The 25,492-nt window shown below is 70.5% G+C and carries 23 protein-coding genes; 10 read left to right on the top strand and 13 right to left on the bottom strand.

Features of this window, described 5'->3' with window-relative positions; genetic code table 11:
* Nucleotides 1–8: 8 nt before the first annotated feature.
* The gene (locus tag ACFYNU_RS36370; RefSeq protein ID WP_356593094.1) at nt 9–629 is read right to left on the bottom strand and encodes a heme-copper oxidase subunit III; all 621 of its coding nucleotides are present in this window, start codon (nt 627–629) and stop codon (nt 9–11) included.
* A 228-nt stretch (nt 630–857) separates the two neighbouring features.
* Here ACFYNU_RS36370 and ACFYNU_RS36365 point away from each other — a divergent pair, with 228 nt between their 5' ends.
* A complete protein-coding gene (locus ACFYNU_RS36365) occupies nt 858–1,259 on the top strand; it encodes a hypothetical protein (protein WP_069626983.1) in 402 nt (133 codons plus the stop codon).
* 31 nt (nt 1,260–1,290) lie between these two features.
* Here ACFYNU_RS36365 and ACFYNU_RS36360 read toward each other — a convergent pair whose 3' ends face one another.
* The 4 genes from ACFYNU_RS36360 to coxB all read right to left on the bottom strand — a co-directional run bounded on the left by ACFYNU_RS36360 (nt 1,291) and on the right by coxB (nt 5,768).
* Complete coding sequence (locus tag ACFYNU_RS36360; protein WP_356593095.1) at nt 1,291–2,544, bottom strand: Ig-like domain-containing protein; 1,254 nt, start codon at nt 2,542–2,544, stop codon at nt 1,291–1,293.
* Between the two features lie 130 nt (nt 2,545–2,674).
* The gene (locus ACFYNU_RS36355; RefSeq protein WP_356593097.1) at nt 2,675–3,073 is read right to left on the bottom strand and encodes a cytochrome c oxidase subunit 4; all 399 of its coding nucleotides are present in this window, start codon (nt 3,071–3,073) and stop codon (nt 2,675–2,677) included.
* The gene (gene ctaD, locus ACFYNU_RS36350) at nt 3,070–4,809 is read right to left on the bottom strand and encodes a cytochrome c oxidase subunit I (protein WP_329079760.1); all 1,740 of its coding nucleotides are present in this window, start codon (nt 4,807–4,809) and stop codon (nt 3,070–3,072) included. Before ctaD ends, ACFYNU_RS36355 begins: the two co-directional genes overlap by 4 nt.
* Nucleotides 4,806–5,768, bottom strand: a complete 963-nt coding sequence (gene coxB, locus ACFYNU_RS36345; protein ID WP_356593099.1) for a cytochrome c oxidase subunit II — start codon at nt 5,766–5,768, stop codon at nt 4,806–4,808. The genes ctaD and coxB overlap by 4 nt, the downstream gene beginning before the upstream one ends.
* A 279-nt stretch (nt 5,769–6,047) precedes the next feature.
* On the opposite strand from coxB, the gene ACFYNU_RS36340 reads away from it, so the two are divergent.
* Nucleotides 6,048–7,430 (top strand): aminotransferase class V-fold PLP-dependent enzyme, encoded by a 1,383-nt coding sequence (locus ACFYNU_RS36340; protein WP_356593101.1) that lies wholly within the window; start codon nt 6,048–6,050, stop codon nt 7,428–7,430.
* Nucleotides 7,431–7,506: 76 nt separating this feature from the next.
* On the opposite strand, the gene ACFYNU_RS36335 is transcribed toward ACFYNU_RS36340, so the two are convergent.
* Entirely contained in the window at nt 7,507–8,481 is a 975-nt protein-coding gene (locus ACFYNU_RS36335; protein WP_356593103.1) for a carbohydrate kinase family protein, read from the bottom strand.
* 129 nt (nt 8,482–8,610) lie between these two features.
* Here ACFYNU_RS36335 and ACFYNU_RS36330 point away from each other — a divergent pair, with 129 nt between their 5' ends.
* Together ACFYNU_RS36330 and ACFYNU_RS36325 are read left to right on the top strand one after the other, a co-directional pair.
* Nucleotides 8,611–8,823 carry a hypothetical protein gene (locus ACFYNU_RS36330; protein WP_356593105.1) on the top strand — a complete coding sequence of 71 codons (213 nt, stop codon included), beginning with the start codon at nt 8,611–8,613 and terminating at the stop codon, nt 8,821–8,823.
* Between the two features lie 84 nt (nt 8,824–8,907).
* Entirely contained in the window at nt 8,908–10,425 is a 1,518-nt protein-coding gene (locus tag ACFYNU_RS36325; RefSeq protein WP_356593108.1) for a hypothetical protein, read from the top strand.
* Between the two features lie 165 nt (nt 10,426–10,590).
* On the opposite strand, the gene ACFYNU_RS36320 is transcribed toward ACFYNU_RS36325, so the two are convergent.
* Nucleotides 10,591–10,947 carry an iron-sulfur cluster assembly accessory protein gene (locus tag ACFYNU_RS36320; protein ID WP_023542295.1) on the bottom strand — a complete coding sequence of 119 codons (357 nt, stop codon included), beginning with the start codon at nt 10,945–10,947 and terminating at the stop codon, nt 10,591–10,593.
* Nucleotides 10,948–11,226: 279 nt separating this feature from the next.
* Here ACFYNU_RS36320 and nadA point away from each other — a divergent pair, with 279 nt between their 5' ends.
* Nucleotides 11,227–12,414: a quinolinate synthase NadA gene (nadA, locus tag ACFYNU_RS36315; protein WP_356593111.1), complete on the top strand. Its 1,188-nt coding sequence runs from the start codon at nt 11,227–11,229 to the stop codon at nt 12,412–12,414.
* A gap of 92 nt (nt 12,415–12,506) precedes the next feature.
* Here the strand turns inward: nadA and ACFYNU_RS36310 are convergent, their stop codons facing one another.
* The 5 genes from ACFYNU_RS36310 to ACFYNU_RS36290 all read right to left on the bottom strand — a co-directional run bounded on the left by ACFYNU_RS36310 (nt 12,507) and on the right by ACFYNU_RS36290 (nt 19,006).
* A complete protein-coding gene (locus ACFYNU_RS36310) occupies nt 12,507–15,686 on the bottom strand; it encodes an efflux RND transporter permease subunit (protein WP_356593113.1) in 3,180 nt (1,059 codons plus the stop codon).
* A gap of 145 nt (nt 15,687–15,831) precedes the next feature.
* Entirely contained in the window at nt 15,832–16,518 is a 687-nt protein-coding gene (locus ACFYNU_RS36305) for a response regulator transcription factor (RefSeq protein ID WP_356593115.1), read from the bottom strand.
* Nucleotides 16,515–17,750 carry a sensor histidine kinase gene (locus ACFYNU_RS36300; RefSeq protein WP_356593117.1) on the bottom strand — a complete coding sequence of 412 codons (1,236 nt, stop codon included), beginning with the start codon at nt 17,748–17,750 and terminating at the stop codon, nt 16,515–16,517. Before ACFYNU_RS36300 ends, ACFYNU_RS36305 begins: the two co-directional genes overlap by 4 nt.
* Nucleotides 17,751–17,929: 179 nt before the next feature.
* Complete coding sequence (locus ACFYNU_RS36295; protein ID WP_356593120.1) at nt 17,930–18,211, bottom strand: hypothetical protein; 282 nt, start codon at nt 18,209–18,211, stop codon at nt 17,930–17,932.
* Between the two features lie 9 nt (nt 18,212–18,220).
* Entirely contained in the window at nt 18,221–19,006 is a 786-nt protein-coding gene (locus ACFYNU_RS36290; protein ID WP_356593122.1) for a PspA/IM30 family protein, read from the bottom strand.
* 284 nt (nt 19,007–19,290) lie between these two features.
* Between ACFYNU_RS36290 and ACFYNU_RS36285 the strand changes: the two genes are divergently transcribed.
* The 3 genes from ACFYNU_RS36285 to ACFYNU_RS36275 all read left to right on the top strand — a co-directional run bounded on the left by ACFYNU_RS36285 (nt 19,291) and on the right by ACFYNU_RS36275 (nt 22,649).
* A complete protein-coding gene (locus ACFYNU_RS36285) occupies nt 19,291–19,887 on the top strand; it encodes a DUF3043 domain-containing protein (RefSeq protein WP_356593124.1) in 597 nt (198 codons plus the stop codon).
* A 59-nt stretch (nt 19,888–19,946) separates the two neighbouring features.
* The gene (locus ACFYNU_RS36280) at nt 19,947–20,681 is read left to right on the top strand and encodes a class I SAM-dependent methyltransferase (RefSeq protein WP_356593146.1); all 735 of its coding nucleotides are present in this window, start codon (nt 19,947–19,949) and stop codon (nt 20,679–20,681) included.
* A gap of 210 nt (nt 20,682–20,891) precedes the next feature.
* The gene (locus ACFYNU_RS36275) at nt 20,892–22,649 is read left to right on the top strand and encodes an ABC transporter ATP-binding protein (RefSeq protein ID WP_356593148.1); all 1,758 of its coding nucleotides are present in this window, start codon (nt 20,892–20,894) and stop codon (nt 22,647–22,649) included.
* Nucleotides 22,650–22,739: 90 nt separating this feature from the next.
* Here ACFYNU_RS36275 and ACFYNU_RS36270 read toward each other — a convergent pair whose 3' ends face one another.
* Entirely contained in the window at nt 22,740–22,967 is a 228-nt protein-coding gene (locus ACFYNU_RS36270) for a hypothetical protein (RefSeq protein ID WP_329079734.1), read from the bottom strand.
* A 93-nt stretch (nt 22,968–23,060) separates the two neighbouring features.
* On the opposite strand from ACFYNU_RS36270, the gene ACFYNU_RS36265 reads away from it, so the two are divergent.
* Together ACFYNU_RS36265 and cobT are read left to right on the top strand one after the other, a co-directional pair.
* Nucleotides 23,061–24,302, top strand: coding sequence for a bifunctional adenosylcobinamide kinase/adenosylcobinamide-phosphate guanylyltransferase (locus ACFYNU_RS36265; protein ID WP_356593126.1), 1,242 nt, complete (start codon nt 23,061–23,063; stop codon nt 24,300–24,302).
* 58 nt (nt 24,303–24,360) lie between these two features.
* Entirely contained in the window at nt 24,361–25,449 is a 1,089-nt protein-coding gene (gene cobT / locus ACFYNU_RS36260; RefSeq protein WP_356593150.1) for a nicotinate-nucleotide--dimethylbenzimidazole phosphoribosyltransferase, read from the top strand.
* Nucleotides 25,450–25,492: the final 43 nt, after the last annotated feature.

Here is a 25,492-nt window from a genome sequence, read left to right as displayed (position 1 = left end):
GTGGCCCGCTACTTGATCAGGTAGATCGTGGCGAAGAGGCCGATCCAGACGACATCGACGAAGTGCCAGTAATAGGACACGACGATGGCGGCGGTTGCCTGTTCATGGGTGAACCTCTTGGCCGCGTACGTTCTGCCGAGAACCAGCAGGAAGGCGATCAGACCGCCTGTCACGTGCAGACCATGGAAGCCGGTGGTCAGATAGAACGCGGAGCCATAGGCGTCCGACGAGAGCGAGAGGCCCTCGTGCTTGACGAGCTCCGTGTACTCGAAGATCTGACCGCCGATGAAGACCGCACCCATCACGAACGTGATCACGAACCACGAGCGGAGCTTCTTCACGTCGCCCCGCTCGGCGGCGAAGACGCCGAGCTGACAGGTGAGTGAGGAGAGCACCAGGATCGTGGTGTTCACCGCCGAGAACGGGATGTTCAGCGAATCGGCCTTCTCCGACCAGAACGCCTCCCCTGTCACCGACCGCAGGGTGAAGTACATCGCGAAGAGGGCCGCGAAGAACATCAGCTCGGAACTCAACCAGATGATCGTTCCGACACTGGTGAGGTTCGGCCGATTGACCGTCGGGTGCGCGTGCCCGGTTTCTACTGTCGTTGCTGTCGCCACGACCGACATTATGTCGGTCGCTTATCCCGCCCTCACTCCCGGGGGTGCCCTTCGGAGTGTCAGCCACTTCGGACGGGATGCGAGCGAGGACCGAACGGCCCATCGCGACAGGGCCCGGACCCGTGCTGACATGGTGTCCGACGGAGTAGCATCCGCGCAGCGGGTCTCGGCGCTGAAGCTCTGAAGCCCTCGCAGACGCGGATGTGCGGATGTCACGACGGATGTCACGGAGGAACAATGCAGCCGACCGCCACGGTCCTGGTCTACAGCGACAACGCGAACACCCGCGAGCAGGTGCGCACGGCCGCGGGCCGCCGGCCGGCCGCCGACCTGCCCCCGGTCGAGTACATCGAGTGCGCGACGATGCACGCCGTGCTGAAGGTGCTCGACAAGGGCGGCGTGGACGCCTGTGTCTTCGACGGCGAGGCCACCCCCATCGGCGGGATGGGTCTGTGCCGGCAGATCAAGGACGAGATCTTCAACTCCCCGCCCGTACTGCTGCTGATGGGCCGCCCGCAGGACGCCTGGCTGGCCACCTGGAGCCGCGCCGAGGCCGCTGTGACGCTGCCGGTGGAGCCGGTGGGCTTCCCGGAGGCGCTGGCCGCGCTGCTGCGCACCAGGCTCGCCGTGGAGGCCTGACGGCTCCACCGGTCCGGCTCCGCCGCCCGCGTCAGACCTGCGGGCGGAGCCGGGCGGCCTCGACCTGGCCGCCGCCGTCCTTCGTGGGACCGACGAGGGCGCTGCCCTGGCGCCACTTGGCCCAGTCCAGGTTCCAGTCGCCGAAGCCGTTCCCGAACGGGTCCATGTCCTCGCCGCCGCTGTTGACGACCTTGACGATGTCGCCCTCGCGGACGGTCTCGAAGAACCACTCGGCGTTGTCCGTGGACATGCCGACACAGCCGTGGCTGACGTTCGCCGACCCCTGCGAGCCGACGGACCACGGGGCGGCGTGCACGTACTCACCGCTCCAGGTGACCCGCGTCGCCCAGTAGACGGGCAGGTCGTACGACTCGCTGCTGCCCGCCGCGATGCCGACGCTGGTGCCGCGCATCCGTACGAACTGCTGCTTCTCCAGGATGACCTTGGTGCCGTTACGGGTCGAGAAGCCGGGCTTGCCGGTGGTCACCGGGATCGTGCTGATGACCTCGCCGTTGCGCAGCACCGTCATGTGGTGCGTGCCGGCGTCGGCGATGGCTTCGAGCCGGTCGCCGGTGGTGATCTTCAGGGGCTTCACCGGGCCGCCGTACAGCTTGTTCCCGACCTTGATGCCGTCGAGGGTGCTGGTGACGCTGACGGACGCGTTCGCGGGCCAGTACTCCCTGGGCCGGAAGTGCAGCTTCTTGTCGTCGACCCAGTGCCAGGAGCCTTCCGCGGCGGGGCTGGAGCGGACCTTCAGCCCCCGTTCGACGACGGCCCTGGCCTCCCGGTCCTTGACCGGCGCGCTCAGCTCCGCCGTGATGGGCTGCCCGACGCCGTACTTGCCCGCCTTGGGGCCGAACGTGACGGAGAGGTTGCGCTTCACCGGGGACGTCTCGAAGTCGAGCGTACGGCTGCCGGGAGCGCCGTCCTCGTCCTCCATGGCGACCTTGACGGTGTAGCGGGCACCGGCGGCCATCGGGGCCGTGGAGCGCCAGCGGGCGCCGTCGGCGGCCAGTTCGCCCGCCAGGTGGTGGCCGGCGCCGTCGGTGACGGTGACATCGGTGATCCGTGCGTCGCCGCCCTTGGCGACGACTTCCAGAGGCTTGTCGGGGTTCGCCTTGGCGTCGCCCTTGGGCGCGTTGAGGGAGACCTGGTCGGCGGCGTCGTAGGGCTTGCCCGACAGCGGGTGACCGTCCGGGCCGCCACAGCCGGTCGCTACCGCCCCGAGGGACAGGACCAGCAGAGTGCAGCCGAGAACGGTGCGAAAGCGCGGCGTGTGGTTCATATGCACACGTTATGAAGAATGTCCGGTTACGGCGCGCTGTGTGACTGCAAACGAGGGGCCCGGATCCTCCTCAGGGGTGAGGGGGATCCGGGCCCTTGGCCTCGTCGGCGGCTCCGCGCCGCCGTTTCGGCTACTGGTTCTGGCTCTCTCCGCTGTAGTACTCGAAGACCCAGCCCCACAGGCCGATCAGGAGGATCGGGAAGGAGAAGAACAGCAGCCACCAGCCGATGGCGATGGAGAGGAACGCGAGCGCGCCGCCGATGGCCAGCGAGAGCGGCTGCCAGCTGTGCGGGGAGAAGAACCCCACCTCGCCGGCCTCGTCCGCGACGTCGGCCTCCTTGTTGTCCTGCGCCATCGCGTCGACCCGCCGGGCCGTGAAGGCCAGGTAGAAGCCGATCATGAGGCTCAGACCGAACGCCAGGAAGAGCGCGGTGGTGCCGACGGGCTCCTTCGACCAGACGCCGTAGACACCGGCGACCACCAGGATGAAGAGGCTCAGCCAGAGGAACATCCAGCCTTGGACCTTCACTTGCCGACCTCCTTGCCACCGAGCAGAGCGGCGTCCTTCTGTCCGTCGTTCTCAAGGTGTTCGAGCGCCGCGATCTCCGGGTGGTGCAGGTCGAACGCCGGGGATTCGGAGCGGATACGGGGCAGCGTGAGGAAGTTGTGCCGGGGCGGCGGGCAAGAGGTCGCCCATTCGAGTGACCGGCCGTAGCCCCACGGGTCGTCCACCTCGACCTTCTTCCCGTACTTGGCGGTCTTCCAGACGTTGTAGAAGAACGGCAGGACCGACATGCCGAGCAGGAACGAGCTGATCGTGGAGATGGTGTTCAGCGCGGTGAATCCGTCGGCGGCCAGATAGTCCGCGTAACGCCGTGGCATACCTTCCGCGCCCAGCCAGTGCTGCACCAGGAACGTGCCGTGGAAACCGATGAACAGCGTCCAGAAGGTGATCTTCCCGAGCCGTTCGTCCAGCATCTTGCCCGTCATCTTCGGCCACCAGAAATGGAAGCCGGCGAACATCGCGAACACCACCGTGCCGAAGACGACGTAGTGGAAGTGCGCGACGACGAAGTACGAGTCCGAGACATGGAAGTCCATCGGCGGCGAGGCCAGGATGACGCCCGTCAGACCACCGAAGGTGAAGGTGACCAGGAAGCCGATGGTCCAGAGCATCGGTGTCTCGAAGGACAGCGAGCCTTTCCACATCGTGCCGATCCAGTTGAAGAACTTCACTCCGGTCGGCACCGCGATCAGGAATGTCATGAACGAGAAGAACGGCAACAGCACGCCGCCCGTCACATACATGTGGTGCGCCCACACCGTCACCGAGAGACCGGCGATGGCGATCGTCGCGCCGACCAGACCGATGTAGCCGAACATGGGCTTTCGGCTGAACACCGGGATGATCTCGGAGACGATGCCGAAGAACGGCAGAGCGATGATGTACACCTCTGGATGCCCGAAGAACCAGAACAGGTGCTGCCACAGCAACGCGCCACCGTTGGACGCGTCGAAGATGTGCGCACCGAATTTCCGGTCGGCCTCCAGGGCGAAGAGCGCGGCGGCCAGCACCGGGAAGGCGAGCAGGACCAGCACACCGGTCAGCAGCACGTTCCAGCAGAAGATCGGCATCCGGAACATCGTCATGCCGGGCGCGCGCATGCAGATGATCGTGGTGATGAAGTTGACCGAGCCGAGGATCGTGCCGAAGCCGGAGAACGCCAGACCCATGATCCACAGGTCGGCGCCGACGCCCGGTGAACGGACCGCGTCCGACAGCGGGGAGTACGCGAACCAGCCGAAGTCCGCCGCGCCTTGCGGAGTGACGAAACCGGCCACCGCGATGATCGAGCCGAACAGGTAGAGCCAGTAGGCGAACATGTTCAGCCGCGGGAACGCCACATCGGGCGCGCCGATCTGGAGCGGCATGATCCAGTTCGCGAAACCGGCGAACAGCGGCGTCGCGAACATCAGCAGCATGATCGTGCCGTGCATCGTGAACGCCTGGTTGAACTGCTCGTTCGACATGATCTGCGTGCCGGGACGGGCAAGCTCGGCGCGCATGAACAGCGCGAGCACACCACCGATGCAGAAGAAGACGAACGACGTGACCAGGTAGAGCGTACCGATCGTCTTGTGATCGGTGGTGGTCAGCCACTTCACGACAACCGCGCCGGGCTGCTTGCGCCGTACCGGCAGCTCGTTCTCGTACGAGTCGTCAGCTGCTGCGGCGGCACCCTTGGGTTCGTTGAGGATGCTCACAGTTGTTTCTTCTCCGCATTCCTGGCCGGGTCCGTCAGCTCGATGCCCGACGGGATGTAGCCGGTCTGCCCCTTGTCGGCCAGCTCCTTCAAGTGCTGCTGGTAGCGCTCCGGGGAGACGACCTTGACGTTGAAGAGCATCCGGGAGTGGTCGACACCGCACAGCTCGGCGCACTTGCCCATGAAGGTGCCCTCCCGGTTGGGAGTCACCTCGAAGGCGTTGGTGTGGCCCGGGATGACGTCCTGCTTCATCAGGAACGGCACGACCCAGAAGGAGTGGATGACATCACGCGAGGTGAGGACGAACCGGACCTTCTCCCCCTTGGGCAGCCACAGGGTCGGACCCGGGTTGCCGTTCTGGGGATTGCGCGTGCCCGGGATTCCGGCGTCGTAGACGCCTTCGGCACCGGCCGGGAAGTCGTCCTGGAACTTCTGGGGGATGTCGCCGAGTTCCTTCGGGACCTCGTCGCCGGTGGACGACTCGCCGTCCACGTTCTCGACGTAGTTGAAGCCCCAGCTCCACTGGTAGCCGACCACGTTGATGGTGTGGGCGGGCTTGTCCTCCAGGGAGAGGAGCTTCGACTCGTCACGTGCGGTGAAGTAGAACAGCACCGACACGATGATGAGCGGAACAACCGTGTACAGGGCCTCGATGGGCATGTTGTAACGGGTCTGTGTTGGTACCTCCACCTTGGTGCGGCTGCGCCGGTGGAAGATGACACTCCACACGATCAGCCCCCACACCAGGATGCCCGTGATGAGCGCTGCCGCCCACGAGCCCTGCCAGAGGGAGAGGATTCTGGGGGCCTCCTCGGTCACCGGTGTGGGCATTCCAAGGCGGGGGAAATCCTTGTATGTGCAACCGGTGGCGGTCGCGAGGATCAGGCCCGCAGTCAGCACCTGCGGCAGCTTCCGCCGCATCGGGCGCCGCGACGAGCGGTCGGAGCCGTTGGGACTCACGTAGCGCCTTCCCGAGAGTCTCGCCCACGCGGCCGGCTGCGGCCGTCACGGTCGGTCGCCGGCCCTGACGCGGGCAGGGGTTTGGATGTTTATGCGGACCAAACCCTACTGGACGCAATTTGGGGTCGCGCATGGAGGGTGCCCAACGCGCCGTCCGACACCCCGACGACACCCCGAAGGGGTGGAATGACCGGCTCCGGGGCACTTCTGACGCCCCCTCCAGAGGCGGTCGGCGGCCCGCCGCGCCGAGTGTGCGACGCGCTGGCCTAGCGTGGCGTCGTGGCCTACTTCGACTCCGCGTCCTCCGCCCCGCTGCATCCCGTCGCACATCAGGCCCTGCTGGCCGCCCTGGACGAGGGCTGGGCCGATCCGGCCAGGCTGTACCGGGAGGGGCGGCGGGCGAGGCTGCTGCTGGACGCCGCGCGCGAGGCCGCGGCGGAGGCGGTGGGCTGCCGCCCCGACGAACTCGTCTTCACTCCTTCGGGGACGTACGCGGTACGTACGGGAGTGGCCGGGGCGCTGGCGGGCCGCCGGCGTGTCGGTGGCCATGTGGTGGTCTCGGCGGTCGAGCACTCGTCGGTGCTTCACGCCGCGCGCACGCGCGGTGCCGACCGGGACGGCGAGGCGGTGACGGAGGTGCCGGTGGACCGTACGGGGGCGGTGTCCCCGGAGACGTACGCGGCGGCCCTGCGCGCCGACACGGCGCTCGCCTGCCTCCAGTCGGCCAACCACGAGGTCGGCACGGTGCAGCCGGTCGCGGCCGTCGCCGAGGCGTGCCGGGCGGCCGGGGTGCCGCTGCTGGTGGACGCGGCGCAGTCGCTGGGGTGGGGGCCGGTGGACGGGGCGTGGTCACTGCTGGCCGCGAGCGCGCACAAGTGGGGCGGCCCCGCCGGGGTGGGGCTTCTCGCCATACGCAAGGGGGTGCGGTTCGCGCCCCAAGGCCCGTCGGACGAACGGGAGTCGGGGCGGGTGCCCGGTTTCGGGAACCTGCCGGCGATCGTGGCCGCCGCGGCGTCGCTGCGCGCGGTACGGGCCGAGGCCGCCGAGGAGGCGGCCAGGCTGCGGACGCTGGTGGACCGGATCCGGGCGCGGGTGCCGGAACTGGTCCCCGATGTCGAGGTGGTGGGCGATCCGGTGCTCCGGCTCCCCCATCTCGTCACCTTCTCCTGTCTCTATGTCGACGGGGAGACCCTGCTGCACGCCCTGGACGAGGCGGACTTCTCCGTGTCGTCGGGCTCGTCGTGCACGAGCGGCACGCTGACGCCGAGCCATGTGCTGCGGGCCATGGGGGTGCTCTCGGAGGGCAATGTCCGGGTGTCGCTGCCCTCCGGCACGGCCGAGGCCGAGGTGGACCGTTTCCTGTCGGTGCTGCCGGGGCTGGTGGCGGGCGTACGGGAGCGGCTGGGCGCGCCCGTCACGCCCGCGGCGTCCGCCGGTGTCGCGGACGCCCCCTCGCTCGTCGTGGACGCGCTCGGCAAGCTGTGCCCGATCCCGGTGATCGAGCTGGCGAAGGTGATCGGGGACGTGCCGGTGGGCGGCACGGTGACCGTCCTGTCCGACGACGAGGCCGCGTCTCTGGACATCCCGGCCTGGTGCGAGATGCGCGGCCACGAGTACGGCGGCCGGCAAGGCACGGCGTACCTGGTGCGCCGGCTCGTCTGAGCCGGTCCGACACGCGCGGGGGCGCGTGCCGCTCTCGCAGGGCCTCCCGAGAGAGCGGCACGCGCCCGGCCGGCCGTTACGCCAGGTGCTTACGGACCTCGCCCGCGGCCTCGTCGCCGTACGCCTTGGTGAAGCGGTCCATGAAGTTGTTCCGGCGCAGCGTGTACTCCTGGGTGCCCACCGTCTCGATGACCAGGGTGGCGACCATGCAGCCCACCTGCGCGGCCCGCTCCAGGCCCACGTTCCACGCGAGACCGGAGAGGAATCCGGCACGGAAGGCGTCACCGACGCCGGTCGGGTCGAGCTTGGCCGTCTCCTCCGCGCAGCCGACCTCGATCGGGTCGTCGCCGACGCGCTCGATCCGCACGCCGCGCGAGCCGAGCGTGGTGACCCGGTGGCCGACCCGGGCGAGGATCTCGGCGTCGGTCCAGCCGGTCTTGGACTCGATGAGCCCCTTCTCGTACTCGTTGGAGAAGAGATACGTCGCACCGTCGAGCAGCAGTCTGATCTCCTCGCCGTCCATCCGCGCGATCTGCTGCGAGAAGTCCGCGGCGAAGGGGATGGACCTGGTGCGGCACTCCTCGGTGTGGCGGAGCATCGCCTCCGGGTCGTCGGCGCCGATCAGGACCAGGTCGAGCCCGCCGACCCGGTCGGCGACCGACTTCAGTTCGATCTGCCGGGCCTCGCTCATGGCGCCGGTGTAGAAGGAGCCGATCTGGTTGTGGTCGACGTCCGTCGTACAGACGAAGCGCGCGGTGTGCAGCACCTCGGAGACCCGGACGGACGCGGTGTCGACGCCGTGGCGGTCGAGCCAGGCGCGGTACTCCTCGAAGTCGGGGCCGACGGCGCCGACGAGGATCGGCGCGGTGCCGAGCTGGCCCATGCCGAAGCAGATGTTGGCGCCGACACCGCCCCGGCGCACATCGAGGTTGTCGACGAGGAAGGAAAGCGAGACCGTGTGCAGCTGGTCCCCGACCAACTGGTCGGCGAAGCGACCGGGGAAGGTCATGAGGTGGTCAGTGGCGATGGAGCCGGTGACTGCGATTCTCACGGCTGACTGCTCCTGTTGAGGAGGACTGGTGGACGGTCCACGCTATCGGGTCGCCCCCGGAGCTCCGAAACGGCAAACTACCCGATAGTAGGGCTTTCCTCCCGACCTCTCCATGATTACGGTGCGTACATGAGGAACAACACCGTCCCCCGTGAGCGTGCCGTCCGTGAGTCCGACACCAGCCTGGCCGAACTGCGCGGTGACTGCGCGCGGATGGCGCCGGACTGGGTCCGTCCCGCCGCCGCCGCTCCCGCCCCCGTCTGCCCGTCGCTGATCCATGGTGTGACGGTCACCCCGGACTCCGCACGGCTGATCGACGGCATGTCGGAGTACGGCGACTGACATCCCCGGGGAACCGAGTGCTCCCGGCGCCCGTCTCACCGGTGTCCCGGCCACGGCAGGGCCGATCCGGCGAAGGAGCAGACGGTGACCAGTAGCGAACGACACCAGGACAGCGACGGCGAACACGTCGGCGCCCGCCGGGGGTTGAGGCGTTCCCCGCTCGCGGTCGCGTCGGTGGCCGCGGCCGTCCTCCTCGTGGGCGGCGGCGGCGCGTATCTCGCCACGGCCTCCTCGGACGGCGGCGGTGACGACAAGTCGGCCGCGCGCGGCGGGAATCAGGATCTGCCGCCGCTGGCGCTCGGCGGCGGCCCGGCGAACGAGGGCGGCAAGGCGGGCGGGCCCGGCATCGCGCCGGGCGAACCGAGCCCGTACGGCGTCGAGTACCGGGCGGCCGGCAGTCTGCCGAAGGGGCCCGAATCGGCCGCCGTACATCTCCCCGAGGGATCCGTGGCGGCGGCCGACGTGGCCCGTCTCGCCAAGGCGCTGGGGGTGCCCGGCACACCCGAACTCTCCGGCACCGCCTGGAAGGTCGGCGCCCAGAAGGACGGTTCGGGACCGCTGCTCAGTGTCGACGAGCAGGCGCCCGGCACCTGGACGTTCGGTCGCTACGGAGCCGCGCCCGGCGGGGACAACTGCCTGAAGGCCAAGGAGTGTCCGAGCGGGGGCGGCGACAACCCCGTGGTGCCGGGCGACGGGGCGGGCCCGGTGAGCGAGGAGGCCGCCAAGAAGGCCGCGGCGCCCGTACTGAAGGCGCTGGGCCAGCAGGACGCCGCACTCGACGCGGGTCAACTGATGGGCGCCGTACGGGTGGTGAACGCCGCGCCGGTGATCGGCGGGCTGCCGACGTACGGCTGGTCGACCGGCATCCAGATCGGCGCGGACGGCCAAGTGGTGTCCGGCAGCGGAAAGTTGAAGGCCCCGGCGAAGGGCGCCGAGTATCCGGTGGTGGACGCGGCCGAGGCACTGAAACTGCTGAACGAGGCGTCGAACGCCCCGGGCACGAGCGGGATCGGCGGCTGCGCGTCGGCGGTGCCGCACAAGGACGGGCGGGAGCCCGCCGCTCCGTGCGAGCCGAAGGGCAAGGGCGCGGAGCCGGCGAAGCCCGCGCCGGTGCCGGTGGGCAAGGCGGTCTTCGGGCTCGCGGCGCAGCAGTTGGACGGGCGGGCCGCCCTCGTACCGTCGTGGTGGTTCGAGGTGGCGGGCGCCGGGGACGGTCCGGCGTCGACCGTGGCCCGGACGGCGGTACTGCCCGAGTATCTGACCGGGGGCGGCGAGGGCGGCGGGCGCGGTGGCGTGACGACGCCCCCTGCCGAGGAGCCGCGGGATCCGGAGAAGAAGCAGCGGTCGACGATCGAGACGTACACCGCCGACGGCGGCACGCTGAGCGTGCGCTTCATCGGCGGCGTGTGCGCCGAGTACTCCCTGCGCGCCGACGAGAGCGGGTCCGCGGTGAAGGTGGAGGTGGTCGAGTCCGCGCCCCAGGAGGGTGTGTGCATCGCGATGGGCAAGGTCTTGACCGAGAAGGTGACGCTGGACCGGCCGCTCGGGGACCGGAAGGTCGTGGACGCGGTCACGGGGGATGCCGTGCCTCTGCGGAAGTAGCACGGAGGCCGTACGGACGTGGTACGGCGCACGTGGCAGACACCGCACGTGGCAGGCACACAGCGAAAGCGCACGCGAAAGGCGGCGGTCCCGGTGAGGGGGCCGCCGCCTTTCGCGGTGCTCAGTGCTCAGCGCTCAGTGCTCGCCGATCGGGTGACCGGTCGATCAGCTGAAGGAGTCGCCGCAGGCGCAGGAGCCGGAGGCGTTGGGGTTGTCGATCGTGAAGCCCTGCTTCTCGATGGTGTCGACGAAGTCGATCGAGGCGCCACCCAGATACGGGGCGCTCATCCGGTCGGTGACGACCTTGACGCCGCCGAAGTCCTTCACGACATCGCCGTCGAGCGAGCGCTCGTCGAAGAACAGCTGATAACGGAGACCGGAACAGCCGCCGGGCTGGACCGCGACGCGCAGCGCGAGGTCGTCCCTGCCTTCCTGGTCGAGCAGGGCCTTGACCTTGCCCGCGGCGGCGTCGGACAGGAGGATGCCGTCGCTCACGGTGGTGGTCTCGTCCGATACGGACATCTGCTTCTCTCCCGGGGTGGGGCCTCCCCGCCGGAGGCAGGGGAAGTACGGACTCTTTGCCGACAGCTACAACCAGCGCAGCCGCGGATTCATTCCGGTCGTGCTCGGTCCTTCTCTCTTCATGCTCGCACACCCGGCTCAGGAGCGGCACGAGTCACGTCCCCGGGAATGCGTCACATCGACGCTATCGACATCGTCAAAGTGACGTGAAGCGGTTATGATAGATAACGTCAATTAGACGAAAAGGCTCCTCCCCGCAGAGAAGAAAGGGTGCGTGACGTGACCACGGCCCAAGCCCGTCAGGATCTCGATGTCCAGCCGACACCCCTCGCCCTGCTGCTGCTCGGCCGCGAGGCCGACACCCGCAGCGAGCGCGGCGTGGAGTGTCCCGGCGACCTGCCGTCGCCGTCCGACCCGGATCTGGTGGCGCGCGCCCGCGCGGCGAAGGAGAAGCTCGGGGAGAAGGTCTTCGTCCTCGGCCACCACTACCAGCGCGACGAGGTCATCCAGTTCGCCGACGTGACGGGGGACTCGTTCAAGCTCGCCAGGGACGCCGCCGCGCGGCCCGACGCCGAGTACATCGTCTTCTGCGGCGTCCACTTCATGGCCGAGTCGGCGGACATCCTGACCGGCGACGACCAGAAGGTCGTCCTGCCGGACCTGGCCGCCGGCTGTTCGATGGCGGACATGGCGACCGCCGAACAGGTCGCCGAGTGCTGGGACGTACTGACCGACGCCGGCATAGCCGAGCGGGTCGTCCCCGTCTCGTACATGAACTCCTCCGCCGACATCAAGGCCTTCACCGGCAAGCACGGCGGCACCATCTGCACCTCCTCCAACGCCGAGCGCGCCCTCAACTGGGCCTTCGAGCAGGGCGAGCAGGTCCTCTTCCTGCCCGACCAGCATCTCGGGCGCAACACGGCCGTACGGGACCTGGGGCTGTCCCTGGAGGACTGCGTCCTCTACAACCCGCACAAGCCCAACGGCGGACTGACGGCCGAGGAGCTGCGGAACGCGAAGATGATCCTGTGGCGCGGGCACTGCTCCGTGCACGGGCGCTTCTCGCTGGACTCGGTGAACGACGTCCGCGAGCGCGTACCCGGCGTGAACGTGCTGGTCCACCCGGAGTGCAAGCACGAGGTGGTCTCCGCCGCCGACTACGTCGGCTCGACGGAGTACATCATCAAGAAGCTGGAGGAAGCGCCGTCGGGGTCGAAGTGGGCGATCGGCACCGAGCTGAATCTGGTGCGGCGCCTGGCGAACCGTTTCGCCGCCGACGACAAGGAGATCGTCTTCCTCGACAAGACGGTCTGCTTCTGCTCGACGATGAACCGCATCGACCTGCCGCACCTGGTGTGGACGCTCGAATCGCTCGCCGAGGGCAAGGAGATCAACCGGATCCAGGTCGAGAAGGAGACGGCGGACTTCGCCCAGCTCGCGCTGGAGCGGATGCTGGCGCTGCCGTAGCCGTAGCCGTAGAGCCGTAGAGCCTTGGCCGTACGCGGTGAGGGGCACCCGCCGGTGGCGGGTGCCCCTCACTCATTCACCGATACCGGACGTCAGACGTTGACCGGCTCCGGCGAGGGGACGCCGGAGCGCGGCGGCGTACCGTCGCCGCCGTCCGAGTCGCCCGACTTCGCCGCGCGCTTCGCCGCCTTCTTCTTGGCGCGGCGCTCCTTGCGCAGCTCGACCATCGAGTACAGCGTCGGCACCAGCAGCAGCGTCAGCAGCGTCGACGTCAGCAGACCGCCGATCACCACCACGGCCAGCGGCTGGCCGATGAAGCCGCCCTCGCCGGTGATCCCCATCGCCATCGGAAGCAGCGCGAAGATCGTGGCCAGCGCGGTCATCAGGATCGGGCGCAGTCGGTGCCTGCCGCCCTCGACGACCGCCTCGACGACGCCGAGACCCTGCCGCCGGTACTGGTTGATCAGGTCGATCAGCACGATCGCGTTGGTCACCACGATGCCGATCAGCATCAGCATGCCGATCATCGCCGGGACACCCAGCGGCGTACCGGTGACCAGCAGCAGACCGATGGCGCCGGTCGCCGCGAACGGGATGGAGACCAGCAGGATCATCGGCTGGACCAGCGACCTGAACGTGCCGACCAGCAGCATGAACACGATCGCGATGGCCGCCAGCATGGCGAGCCCCAGTTGCAGGAACGCCTCGTTCTGGTCCTCGGACACACCGCCGATGGAGGCGGTCGCCCCCTCGGGCAGATCGAGCGCGTTGATCTTCGACTGGAGTGTCGTGCCGACCGCGCCGGTGTTGTCACCGACGGGCTTCGCGGTGATCGTCGCGGCCCTGGAGCCGTCGATCCGGGTCATCGACAGCGGACCCGGTGCCAGCTTCACCTCGGCGATCTGACCGAGCGTCACACCGCCGAGCGGCAGCGCCTTCAGCTCGGCGATCGTCGTGGCGGGCTTGGCGGAGGTGACGTACACGTCGCGCTCGGTGTCACCGAGGGTCGCCTTGCCCGACGGGGTACCGCTCACGGCCTGGCTCACGGCCATGCCGAGCGTGGCGTCGTTGAACCCGGCCTCGGCCGCCGCGGGCTTCGCCTTGACCGAGATACGCGGGATGCTCTGCGCCAGGTCGCTCTGGACGTCGGTGACGTCGTCGATACCGGCGACCTCGTCCCGTACCTGCTCGGCCGCCGTCGCCAGGGTCTTCGCGTCGGACGCCTTGACGACGACGCTCAGGTCCTGGCTGCCGAAGCCGTCGCCGGCCGCGATGGTCGTCTCGCCGACGCCGTCGAGCTTGCCGAGGGCCTCGTCGATGGCGTCGCTGGTCTTCTCGTACGTCCCCGAGTCCTTCAGGGTCACCTGGTAGGACGCCTGGTTGGCACCCGTACCGCCGCCGAACGCCGCCATGAAGCCGGAGGAGCCGACGGTGACCTGGTAGTCCTCGATCTCGTCGAAGCCGTCGAGGGTCTTCTCGACCTTCTTCGCCGCCGCGTCGGCCGCCTCCAGGCTGGTGCCGGGAGCCAACTCCTGCTTGACGGTGAGGACTTCCTGCTCGCCCTGGTCGAAGAAGTTCGTCTTGAGCAGCGGCGCCATGGCGAACGTGCCCAGCAGAATGACGAACGCCAGGACGACGCTGGTGATACGGCGCCGGGTCGCGAAGCCCAGCACCTTGACGTACAGCCGCTGCATCCGGCTGTTGGACTCCTTCTCCTCCGCGATCCGGCGGGCCTCGGCGGGGTCGATCCCGCGTACGGCCTTCGGGGCGCGCAGGAACCAGTACGAGAGCACCGGTACGACGGTGAGCGAGACGAGCAGCGACGCCAGCAGGGCCGCCGTGATCGTCAGCGAGAACGAGCCGAACAGCTCGCCCACCATGCCGCCCACGAGACCGATCGGCAGGAACACCGCGACCGTGGTGAGCGTGGAGGCGGTGACCGCGCCCGCGACCTCCTTGACCGCGCTGGTGATCGCGAACTCGCGCTCCTCGCCGTAGCCGAGGTGCCGCTTGATGTTCTCCAGGACCACGATCGAGTCGTCGACGACCCGGCCGATCGCGATGGTCAGGGCGCCGAGCGTGAGCATGTTGAGCGACAGGTCACGGGTCCACAGCACGATCAGCGCCAGGACGACGGAGAGCGGGATGGAGACCGCCGTGACCAGCGTCGAGCGGATCGACGCCAGGAAGACCAGAATCACGAGCACGGCGAAGACCAGACCGAGCGCGCCCTCGGTGGTCAGGCCGGAGATCGACTTGGAGACGGCCGGACCCTGGTCGGTGACCACGGTCAGCTGGGCGCCCTCGCCGAGGTCCTTGCGGAGGTCGGGGAGCTTGTCCTTGACGGCGTCGGAGATGGTGACGGCGCTGCCGTCCTTGTCCATGGTCGCCATCACGGCGAGGCTGGGCTCACCGTTGGTACGGGTCAGGGACGTCGCCGCGGCCGGCTCCTGCTCGACCGTGGCGATGTCACCGAGCCGTACGGGGCCGCCGCCCTGTCCCTGGCCGCCCTCGGCCGCGCCCGCCTGCGGGCCGCCGACCCGCAGGTCCTCGATCTGCTTGACGGAGGTGAAGCCGCCGCCGACCTGCACGGTGCGGCTCTTGCCGTCCTCGGAGAACGCGCCGGCCGGGACGGTCGCGCCGCCCGCCTTCAGCGCCTCGGAGAGCGACATGGCGTTGAGGCCCGCCTCGGCGAGCTTCTTGTCGTCGGGGGTGACGGACACCTGAAGGTCCCGGACTCCGTCGATGGAGACCTGGGCGACGCCGTCGATGTCCTCCAGCGCGGGCACGACCGTACGCTCCAGGCGGTCGTTGAGCGCCTGCTGGTCCTCGCCCGAGGTGGCGGCGAGGACGACGGTCGGGATGTCGTCCGTCGAGCCGGCGACGACCTGCGGGTCGACGGCCTCGGGAAGCTGCGCGCGGGCCCGGTTCACGGCCTGCTGAATGTCGGCGACCAGCTGTTTCGAGCCATCTCCGCCGAAGTCGAAGCTGGCCATGATCACGGCGTTGCCCTCGCTCGCCGTGGAGGTGACACCGGTGATCCCGTCGACGGCCTCGATGGAGGCCTCGATCGGTTCGACGACCTGCTTCTCGACCACATCGGGCGAAGCGCCCTGGTAGGGGGCGAGAACCGAGACCATCGGAAGTTCGATGGAGGGCAGCAGCTGCTGCTTGAGCTGGGGGATCGCGATCGCTCCGAAGACGAGCGCGATGATCGATATCAGCCCTATCAGGGCCCGTTGCGCGAGGCTGAATCTGGACAGCCAGGACATGGGGTCTCTCTTCTGTGGTGTACGCGTGCAGAAGGGCGCAGGGGCCCCTCTATACGATCTGCCATCCGCGAGCCCCGATCGGTCGACCCCAGGTCGATTTCCTTACCCGCCGCATACCGCGCCTGGAGTACGGAACGGTGGGCCCCTAGTCCACCCTTGGACGTACCAGGCCCGATTCGTAGGCGATTACCACCAATTGAGCCCTGTCCCGGGCACCCAGTTTCGCCATGGCCCGGTTGACATGGGTCTTGACGGTGAGCGGACTGACCGCCAGCCGCTCCGCGATCTCGTCGTTGGAGTGGCCGCCGGCCACCAGGACCAGGACCTCGCGCTCGCGCACCGTCAGCGCGTCCAGCCGCTTCGAGTACGCCGCCGAGTCGGGGCCCTCGCCCGCGCTGCCGCCCTGCGCCAGGAACGTCGCGATGAGCCCCTTCGTCGCGACCGGCGACAGCAGCGCCTCACCGGCGGCGGCGATCCGGATCGCGTTGAGGAGTTCCTCGGGCTCGGCCCCCTTGCCGAGGAAGCCGGAGGCACCGGCCCGCAGTGACTGGACCACGTACTCGTCCACCTCGAAAGTCGTCAGCATGACCACCCGTACCCCGGCCAGCTCCGGATCGGCGCTGATCATGCGGGTCGCGGCGAGCCCGTCCGTACCGGGCATCCGGATGTCCATCAGGACGACATCGGCCTTCTCGGCACGGGCCAGCGCCACGGCCTCGGCGCCGTCGGCGGCCTCCCCCACGACCTCCATGTCGGGCTCCGAGTCCACCAGCACCCGGAACGCGCTGCGCAGCAGTGTCTGGTCGTCGGCCAGCAGCACCCTGATCGTCATGCGTCCTCCCCCGTACGCGCCGTACGCGCCTTGACCGGCAGTATTGCCTGCGTACGGAAGCCGCCGCCGTAGCGGGGGCCCGCGGTGAGGGTGCCGCCGAGGGCGGTGACGCGCTCACGCATCCCCAGGAGGCCGTGGCCGCTGCCGTCGGCGGGCTCGCCGGTGCCCGTGCCGTTGTCCAGCACGGTGACCTCGACGGTCGGGCCGACCCGAACGACACTCACCTCGGCCTTGGCGCCGGGGCCCGCGTGTTTGCGCACGTTGGTCAGCGCCTCCTGGATGATGCGGTACGCCGCGAGGTCGACGGCGGCGGGCAGCCGCCCGTCCGCGTCGCCGCGCGCCACCTCCACGGGCAGGCCGGCGTGCTGGAAGGTGCCGACGAGTTCGTCGAGCAGCGCGAGACCGGGGGCCGGTTCGGTGGGCGCCGCCGGGTCGCCGGACTGGCGGAGCAGGCCGACCGTGGCGCGCAGTTCGTTGAGCGCGGAGCGGCTGGCCTCGCGCACGTGCGCCAGTGCCTCCTTGGCCTGGTCGGGGCGCTTGTCCATGACGTGCGACGCGACGCCCGCCTGGACGTTGACGAGCGCGATGTGGTGGGCCACGACGTCGTGCAGATCGCGGGCGATCCGCAGCCGCTCCTCGGCGACCCTGCGGCGCGCCTCCTCCTCGCGGGTGCGCTCCGCCCGGTCCGCGCGCTCCCGGATGGCGCCGATGAAGGCACGGCGGCTGCGTACGGCGTCCCCGGCGGCGCTCGCCATCCCGGTCCAGGCGAAGATCCCGAGATTCTCCTGGGTGTACCAGGGGGTGGGTCCCGAGAGCATCGCGACGACCGTCAGCGTGGCCATGGTGGCGAGGCCGACGCGCCAGGTGGTGGGGCGGTCGGTGCGCGAGGCGACGGTGTAGAGGGCGATGACGGTGCTCATCGCGACGGGGGAGACCGCGTCGTTGGTCAGCAGCTCGGCGACGCTCATCGCCCCGGTGAAGGCGAGCACGGGGAAGGGGTTGCGGCGCCGGAAGACGAGGGCCCCGGCCGCGAGGACCATCAGGACGACACTGGCCGGCCCCGGGGTCTCCTGGGCGAACGCGGGCAGCTTGTCGTGGCGGGCGCGCGGGTCGGCGAAGGCGGACGCCATCATGCAGACCAGCACGGCCGCGGCCAGCCCGGCGTCGAACGCGAGGGGGTGGGCGCGCAGCCAGCTCCGGGTGCGGTCGAAGCCGGTTCCGAGTGAGGTCACAAACGAACGGTACGGCGTACGGGGCCGAACGGGCGCGTGCCCGCCGCTCCCGGCGGGGACGGGGGGTGCGGGACGGACGGTGGGGGAACAGCACGATGCCCCGTGCGGTGAGGCACGGGGCATCAGGAGTGCGGGAAGTGCTGGAGGTGCTTGGAGCGTGGTGCGCGGCGGCCGGAGCGTCAGGGGCTGGGGATCAGACCGTCGTCGCTGAGCAGTGCGCGTACTTCTTCGAGCGTGGCGCCCGGGGCGGGCAGAATCAGCCCCGACGGCTCCAGGGAGTCGTCGGGCACCGCCTCGCCCAGCTCGCGCACCTTGTCGAGAAGCGCGTGGAAGGTCCGGCGGAAGCCGTCCTCGTCGTCCGCGTTGATCTCGGCGAGAAGTTCGTCGTCGAGCTTGTCCAATTCGGCCAGGTGGCTGTCCCCGAGCTCCACCTGGCCCTCCCCCATGATCCGTACGATCATGACGCGCCCTTAGCTCTTGTCGAATTTGTTCGGGGTACCCGAGGACTGCGCGCCGTCCTGACGGTCGGCCGCACCACCCTCGATGGCCTGCTGCGACGACGAACCGCCCGCCAGCTCGGCCTTCATCCGCTGAAGCTCCAGCTCCACATCCGTACCACCGGAGATCCGGTCCAGCTCGGCGGCGATGTCGTCCTTCGCCAGGCCGGAGTGGTCGTCCAGGGCGCCGGAGGCCAGCAGCTCGTCGATCGCGCCGGCCCGCGCCTGGAGCTGCGCGGTCTTGTCCTCGGCACGCTGGATGGCCATGCCGACGTCGCCCATCTCCTCGGAGATGCCCGAGAAGGCCTCCCCGATCCGGGTCTGCGCCTGCGCGGCCGTGTAGGTCGCCTTGATCGTCTCCTTCTTCGTACGGAAGGCGTCGACCTTGGCCTGAAGACGTTGCGCCGCGAGAGTGAGCTTCTCCTCCTCGCCCTGCAACGTGGTGTGCTGTGTCTCCAGGTCGCTGACCTGCTGCTGGAGTGCGGCACGCCGGGACAGCGCCTCACGCGCCAGATCCTCGCGGCCGAGCGCCAGCGCCTTGCGGCCCTGGTCCTCCAGCTTGGTGGACTGGCCCTGGAGCTGGTTCAGCTGCAGTTCCAGCCGCTTGCGCGACGTGGCCACATCGGCGACACCGCGACGCACCTTCTGAAGCAGCTCAAGCTGCTTCTGGTACGAGTAATCGAGGGTTTCGCGCGGATCCTCAGCCCTGTCCAGGGCCTTGTTGGCCTTCGCGCGGAAGATCATCCCCATACGTTTCATCACACCGCTCATGGGCTTCGCGCGCCCCCTTCTGACGGACTCCGGATCCAGCACTCCTACAGAACCCACAGTACGGGCCCTGTCTCTATTACCGCACTGTTCGGGAACGGATGGGCTCATCCCCAAGGACGACTGGCCCCCGCGTCGCTCCGGCGCAGGGAGTAGGTGACCTTCGGGGGCAGTGGGGCTTAAGTCCCCTCTGCACCAGTACAGACGCCCGCCGTTGCCGGATCGTTCCCCTCGGGGGTGGGTCGCCCGAAAGGAACCCCGTACCCTTGGGCTTTGTGTTCCGTAGCCGCTCCAAGGACGAGAAGGCCCCCACCGGCAAGGTGACGGCGGACCTCTCCACGCAGACCCGTGACCCGCAGGCCCCCAAGGGCCGCCCGACCCCGAAGCGCAGTGAGGCCCAGACGCAGCGGCGTCGCGCCTCGACGACGCCGACCGACCGCAAGTCGGCGATGAAGAAGCAGCGCGAGGCACGCCGTGTCGATCTGGCGAAGCAGCGCCAGGCGCTGGCCAGTGGCGACGAGCGCTATCTGCCGGCCCGTGACAAGGGCCCGGTGCGCCGCTTCGTCCGCGACTATGTGGACGCCCGCTTCTGCATGGCCGAGTTCTTCCTGCCGCTCGCCGTGATCATCCTCGTACTGAGCATGGTCCGCGTCGGTCAGCTCCAGAACATCGCGCTGCTGCTCTGGCTCGGCATCATCGTGCTGATCATCGTCGACTCGATCGGCATCTGGATCCGGCTGAAGAAGCAGCTCGCCGTGCGCTTCCCGAACGAGTCCAAGCGCGGCGCCATCGCGTACGCGCTGATGCGCACGCTCCAGATGCGCCGGCTGCGACTGCCCAAGCCGCAGGTCAAGCGCGGGGACCGGCCCTGAGCACTGGGGCATCCGACGGTCCGGGGGACTCGTCCGGCGGGCCGGACGGACCGGGCGGGCTGCGGAACATCGTCCGCCAGGAGCTGGTCTCCCGGCAGCTCGACGAACAGCTGACCTCGCGCTACCCGGTGGGACAGCGGCTGCGGGTTCTCGACGTCGGCATGGGCCGGGGCGCCGAGGCGCTGCGGCTGGCGCGGGCCGGGCACACGGTGACCGGGCTGGAGTCCGATCCCGGGAAGATGGCGGCGGCGCGTGAATCGCTCGGCGCCGAGCCCGCCGGGATCCGCGAGCGGGTCAGGCTGGTCGAGGGCGACGGGCTCCAGACCGGGGTGCACTTCCTGCCGGGCAGTTTCGACGTGGTGCTCTGCCATGGCGTGCTGATGCACGTCGAGGAGCCGGACGCCATGCTCGCGGGGCTGGGCAGGATGCTGGCGCCCGGGGGGCTGCTCTCGCTGCTCGTACGGAACGCGGACGCGCTCGCCCTGCCGCCGGGGATCGCCGGGGACTGGGCGGGGGCGCTGGACGCCTTCGACTCCCCCACGTACACGGACCGGCTCGGCCGGCCGGTGCGCGCGGACCGGCTGTCCGCCCTGACGGCGACGCTGGCGGGGATCGCGGCGCCGCTGGGGACCTGGTACGGGGTGTGCGTCTTCTCCGGCCACATATCCGACGACGTGGAGCCGCCGCCGGCGGCCGAGCTGGAGCGGCTGCTGGCCGCGGAGGACCGGGCGGGGCGTACGGAGCCGTATCGAAGGGTCGCGGCGCTGCTGCACCTGTGCGGCGTACGCGGGTGAGCGCCGCCGTCGACGCCCTTTCGCGCGGCACGGGGCCGTTGACCATGACGGCTCGCGCGGGCGGTCAGGCGTACGCGTCCACGCCGCGTCCGTACTGATGTGAGCACCACGGGGACGACCGGGACGGTCAACAAGTCGGACAGCGGCGCGAGTGCGGAGACCGACGGCGCGAGAGCGCGGGCCGGCGGCGCGAGAGCGCGGGCCGGCGACGTGCGGGAGACGCCCAAACTCTCCGCGGGGGAGACCTGGCGGGCCCTGTACGGGCACTTCCGGCCGCACCGGCGGATCGTCGCCCTCGGCGCGCTCCTGACCCTCGTCGGCGCCGCCACCGGGCTGGCGCAGCCGCTCGCGGCGAAGGCCCTGGTGGACCGGCTCGGTGAGGACGGTTCGATCACCGGCGTACTGCTGGTGCTCACCGCCCTGGTGGTGCTCGGCACGGCGGTCGAGTCCGTCGGCGCCTACATCCTGGAGCGGACCGCAGAATCCGTCGTCCTCCAGGCCCGGCGCGGCCTCATAGGGAGGCTGCTGCGGCTGCGGCTGCCCGAGGTCGAGCGGACCCAGCCGGGCGATCTGATGTCCCGCGTCACGTCGGACACCACGCTGCTGCGCGCCGTGACCACGCAGTCGATCGTGTCGGCGGCGACCGGCGGGCTCACGTTCATCGCGACGATCATCCTGATGGGGTTCATGGACCCGGTGCTGCTCGGGGTCACGCTCGGGGTGATCGTGCTGATCGGCGGCGCGTTCACGCTCGTCCTGCCCAGGATCGCACAGGCGACCCGGCGTTCCCAGGAGGCGGTGGGGCGGATCTCCACCGTCCTGGAGCGCGCCTTCGGCGCCTTCCGGACCCTCAAGGCGTCGGGCGCCGAGGAGCGGGAGACGGCGGTCGTGGAGGCCGCCGCCCGGGACGCGTGGCGGCACGGCGTCAGATCCGCGAAGTGGCAGGCGCTCGCCTCGTCGTCGATCGGCCTCGCCATCCAGATCTCGTTCCTGGCGGTGCTCGGGATCGGCGGGGCACGGGTCGCGTCGGGCGCCATCTCGGTCTCGACGCTCATCGCCTTCCTGCTGTTCCTCTTCTATCTGATCGACCCGGTGTCGCGGCTGGTCGACGCCGCGTCGCAGTACCAGGTCGGCACGGCGGCCATCGCGCGGATCATCGAGGCGGAGCGGCTGGAGACGGAGGAGGTCGAACCTCCCCAGGAGGCGACGTCGGGCACCGTCTCCCCCGCCGCCTCCGTCGTCTTCGAGGACGTCACCTTCCGCTACCGCGACGGGCTCCCGTTCGTCCACCACGGCGTCTCCTTCACGGTGCCGGGCGCCGGGATGACGGCGTTCGTCGGACCCTCCGGCGCGGGCAAGACGACCGTGTTCGGCCTGATCGAGCGGTTCTACGACGCGACGGGCGGCCGGGTCCTGATCGACGGCCGGGACGTGCGCGACTGGCCGCTGGGCGAACTGCGCGCGGCCATCGGTTACGTCGAGCAGGACGCGCCCGTCCTGGCGGGCACGCTGCGGGAGAATCTGGTCTTCGCCGCGCCCGCCGCCACCGACGAGCAGATCAGGGACGTCCTCGTACGGACCAAGCTCGAACGGCTCGTGGAGCAGTTGCCCGAAGGGCTGGAGACGCTGGTCGGCCACCGCGGGTCCAAGCTGTCCGGGGGTGAGCGGCAGCGGGTGGCGATCGCCCGCGCGCTGCTGCGCGGGCCCCGGCTTCTTCTCCTGGACGAGGCGACGTCCCAGCTGGACGCGGTCAACGAGATGGCGCTGCGGGACGTGATCGCCGAGGTGGCGGGGGAGGTGACGGTGCTGGTGGTGGCGCACCGGCTGTCGACGGTCACGCTCGCGGACCGGATCGTGGTGATGGACGCCGGGAAGGTGCGGGCGGTGGGGACGCACGAGGAACTGGTCCGGGACGATCCTCTGTACGGAGAGCTGGCGGCGACGCAGTTCCTGGCGTCGGCACGGTGAGCCGGGCGCCGCGTGGGCCCGCGGGGCCGTCCCCGGACGCCGTCGGAGTCGTGAACCCCCCGGTGCCCGAGAACGGCCCGCGGCGCGCCGTCAGGTCTCGTCGGGCACGGGCTCCGGATCGGCCGCCAGGCTCATCGGCCCGTAGATCTTGCTGCCGTCGTCGAAGAGCGTGACCTGCTCGGCGCCGCCTTCCAGCAGTTCCTTCCAGGCCTCACCGATCCAGGACTCGGCATCGCCCTGCGTGGTGAACTCCTCCGGTTCCACGGCCGGCTGGACCTCCGTCCCGTCGGCTTTCTCGAACCGCCACGTCCACGCCATGTCCGCCTCCCGGGGCCCGCCAGAATGATCTGTCTACCGCCCGCAGCGTAGCCGGGCGCGCACCCTGCGCGCCGACACGGGAGGATCAACCGCGTGGAACTGACTCTGCTCGGCACCGGGGCCCCCGACGGGCTCCCCCGCGCCCACTGCCCCTGCGCCGCGTGCGCGACCGCCCGCGGGCCCCTGGCGCGCGCGGCGACCGCGCTGCTGGTGGACGGCGCGGTACTGCTCGATCTGACCCCCGGCGCGGCGCTGGCCGCCGCGCGGGCCGGGCACTCGCTCAGCGGCGTACGGCAGGTGCTGCTCACGCACCCGCACGACGGCCCGGCCGTCGAGCTGCCCGCCGGTCTGCCGACCGCCGGACGCGTCGCCGACGGACGGGTGTTGACGCTGATCAGCGGGCACCGGGTGCGGGCCGTGCCGATGGACTCCCCCGGTACGGGGTACGAGGTGACGGCCCCCGACGGCGAACGGCTGCTGTATCTGCCGCCGGGCGGCGCCCCCGCCGGGCTCCCGGCGGGCGACGGCAACGGTGTCGGCGCCCGCTCGGCACGGGACGCCGGGCCCGCCCCGTACGACATGGTCCTCGCCGATGTGACCGGCCGCCCCGACGCGCTGGCCCGGCTGCGCGGCGCCGGACTGGTGGGTCCGGCCACCGACGTCGTCGCCGTCCACATCGGCCACGAGGTGCCGCCGGGCGCCGAGTTGGACCGCAGGCTGGCGGCGGCGGGCGCGCGGGCGGTGCCGGACGGGACGACGCTCGACGTCGGCGAGTACCACGCCGTACCCGATCTGCCGCGCCGCACGCTGGTGACGGGCGGCGCGCGCTCCGGCAAGTCCGTGGAGGCCGAGCGGCGGCTGGCCGCCTTTCCCGGTGTGCTGTACGTCGCGACGGGCGGCGCCCGCGACGGCGACCCGGAGTGGCGGGCCAGGGTCGTGGCGCACCGGGACCGCCGGCCGGGCTCCTGGCGGACCGCCGAGACCTGTGACCTGGTGCCGCTGCTGGCCGCCGAGGGTCCGCCGGTGCTCGTCGACTGTCTGTCGCTGTGGCTGACGGACGCGATGGACCGGGTGGACGCCTGGGACGACGCGGCGTGGGGCGCGGGCGGTGAGGAGGCGTTGCGGGTACGGACGGACGAACTGGCCGCCGCCGTGCGCGCGACGGGGCGCACGGTGGTCCTGGTGACCAACGAGGTCGGCTCGGGCGTCGTACCGGCGACGGCGTCGGGCAGGCGGTTCCGGGACGAGCTGGGGCGGCTCAACGCCGCCGTGGCCGCCGAGTGCGAGCACCTGCTGCTGGTCGTCGCGGGGCAGGCGCTCACCCTGCGCGGCTGACGGCGGGCGGGCCGCTGCGACGGGGCGCTCTGCCGGTACTGTTCGGCGAATGAGCTCGCTGAATCTCGACGACTTCTCCGATCTGATCGAGCGCCCCGACGGCGGTCTGCGGCGTGACGCCGAGGAACGCCGCGAACGGCTGATCGTGCCGCCCGGCGCGCTGGGCCGGCTCGACGAACTGGCCGAGTGGCTGTCCGCCGCCCAGGCGACCGTGCCCGTCAAGGCCATCGGGCAGCCGCGCGTGGTGCTCTTCGCCGGTGACCACGGTGTCGCCTCGCTGAACGTCTCGGCCCGCCCGGCGGGCAGCGCGCATCAGCTGGTCCGCGCGGTGCTGGACGGCGAGAGCCCGGTGGCGGTGCTGGCGCGCCGCGCGGGCGTGCCGGTACGGATCGTCGACGCCGGGCTGGACTGCGATCCGGAGCTGCTTCCCGCCGAGGTCGTACGCCACCGGGTACGGCGCGGCAGCGGGCGTATCGACGTCGAGGACGCGCTGACGATCGAGGAGGCCGAGGCGGCCGTACGGCTCGGCATGGCGATCGCCGACGAGGAGGCGGACTCCGGCACGGATCTGGTCGTCCTCGGCGATCTGAGTGTCGGCGGTACGACTCCGGCCGCCGCCCTGATCGCGGCGCTGTGCGGCACGGACGCGTCCGTGGTCACGGGGCGCGGCGGCGCGGGGATCGACGACCTGGCGTGGATGCGCAAGTGCGCGGCGATCAGGGACGCGCTGCGCCGGGCGCGGCCGGTGCTCGGGGACCAGTTGGAGCTGCTGGCGACGGTGGGCGGCGCGGATCTGGCGGCGATGACCGGATTCCTGCTCCAGAGCGCGGTGCGGCGGATGCCGGTGATCCTGGACGGCGTGGTGTCGGCGGCGTGCGCGCTGGTGGGCCAGCGGGCGGCGTTCCGGGCGCCCGACTGGTGGCTCGCGGGCCAGGTGAGCGGCGAGCCCGCGCAGGGCAAGGCGCTGGACCGGATGGCGATCACTCCGCTGCTCGACCACGGGGTGGTCGTGGGCGAGGGGGCGGGCGCGCTGCTGGCCCTGCCGATGGTCCAGGCCGCGGCGGCGCTGGCGGCGGAACTGCCGGAACGACCGGAAACGCCGGAGCCCGCGGAGGCGGAGGCTGTGGGCGTGGAGGACATCACCTAGGCGGTGTCGTCCGGATCGGAGTGCGGGGAGCGCCCTCGGCGGA

The sequence above is a fragment of the Streptomyces sp. NPDC006643 genome (assembly GCF_042870175.1).
In the GTDB taxonomy this organism is placed as follows: domain Bacteria; phylum Actinomycetota; class Actinomycetes; order Streptomycetales; family Streptomycetaceae; genus Streptomyces.
This window is presented reverse-complemented; position numbering and strand designations above follow the sequence as displayed.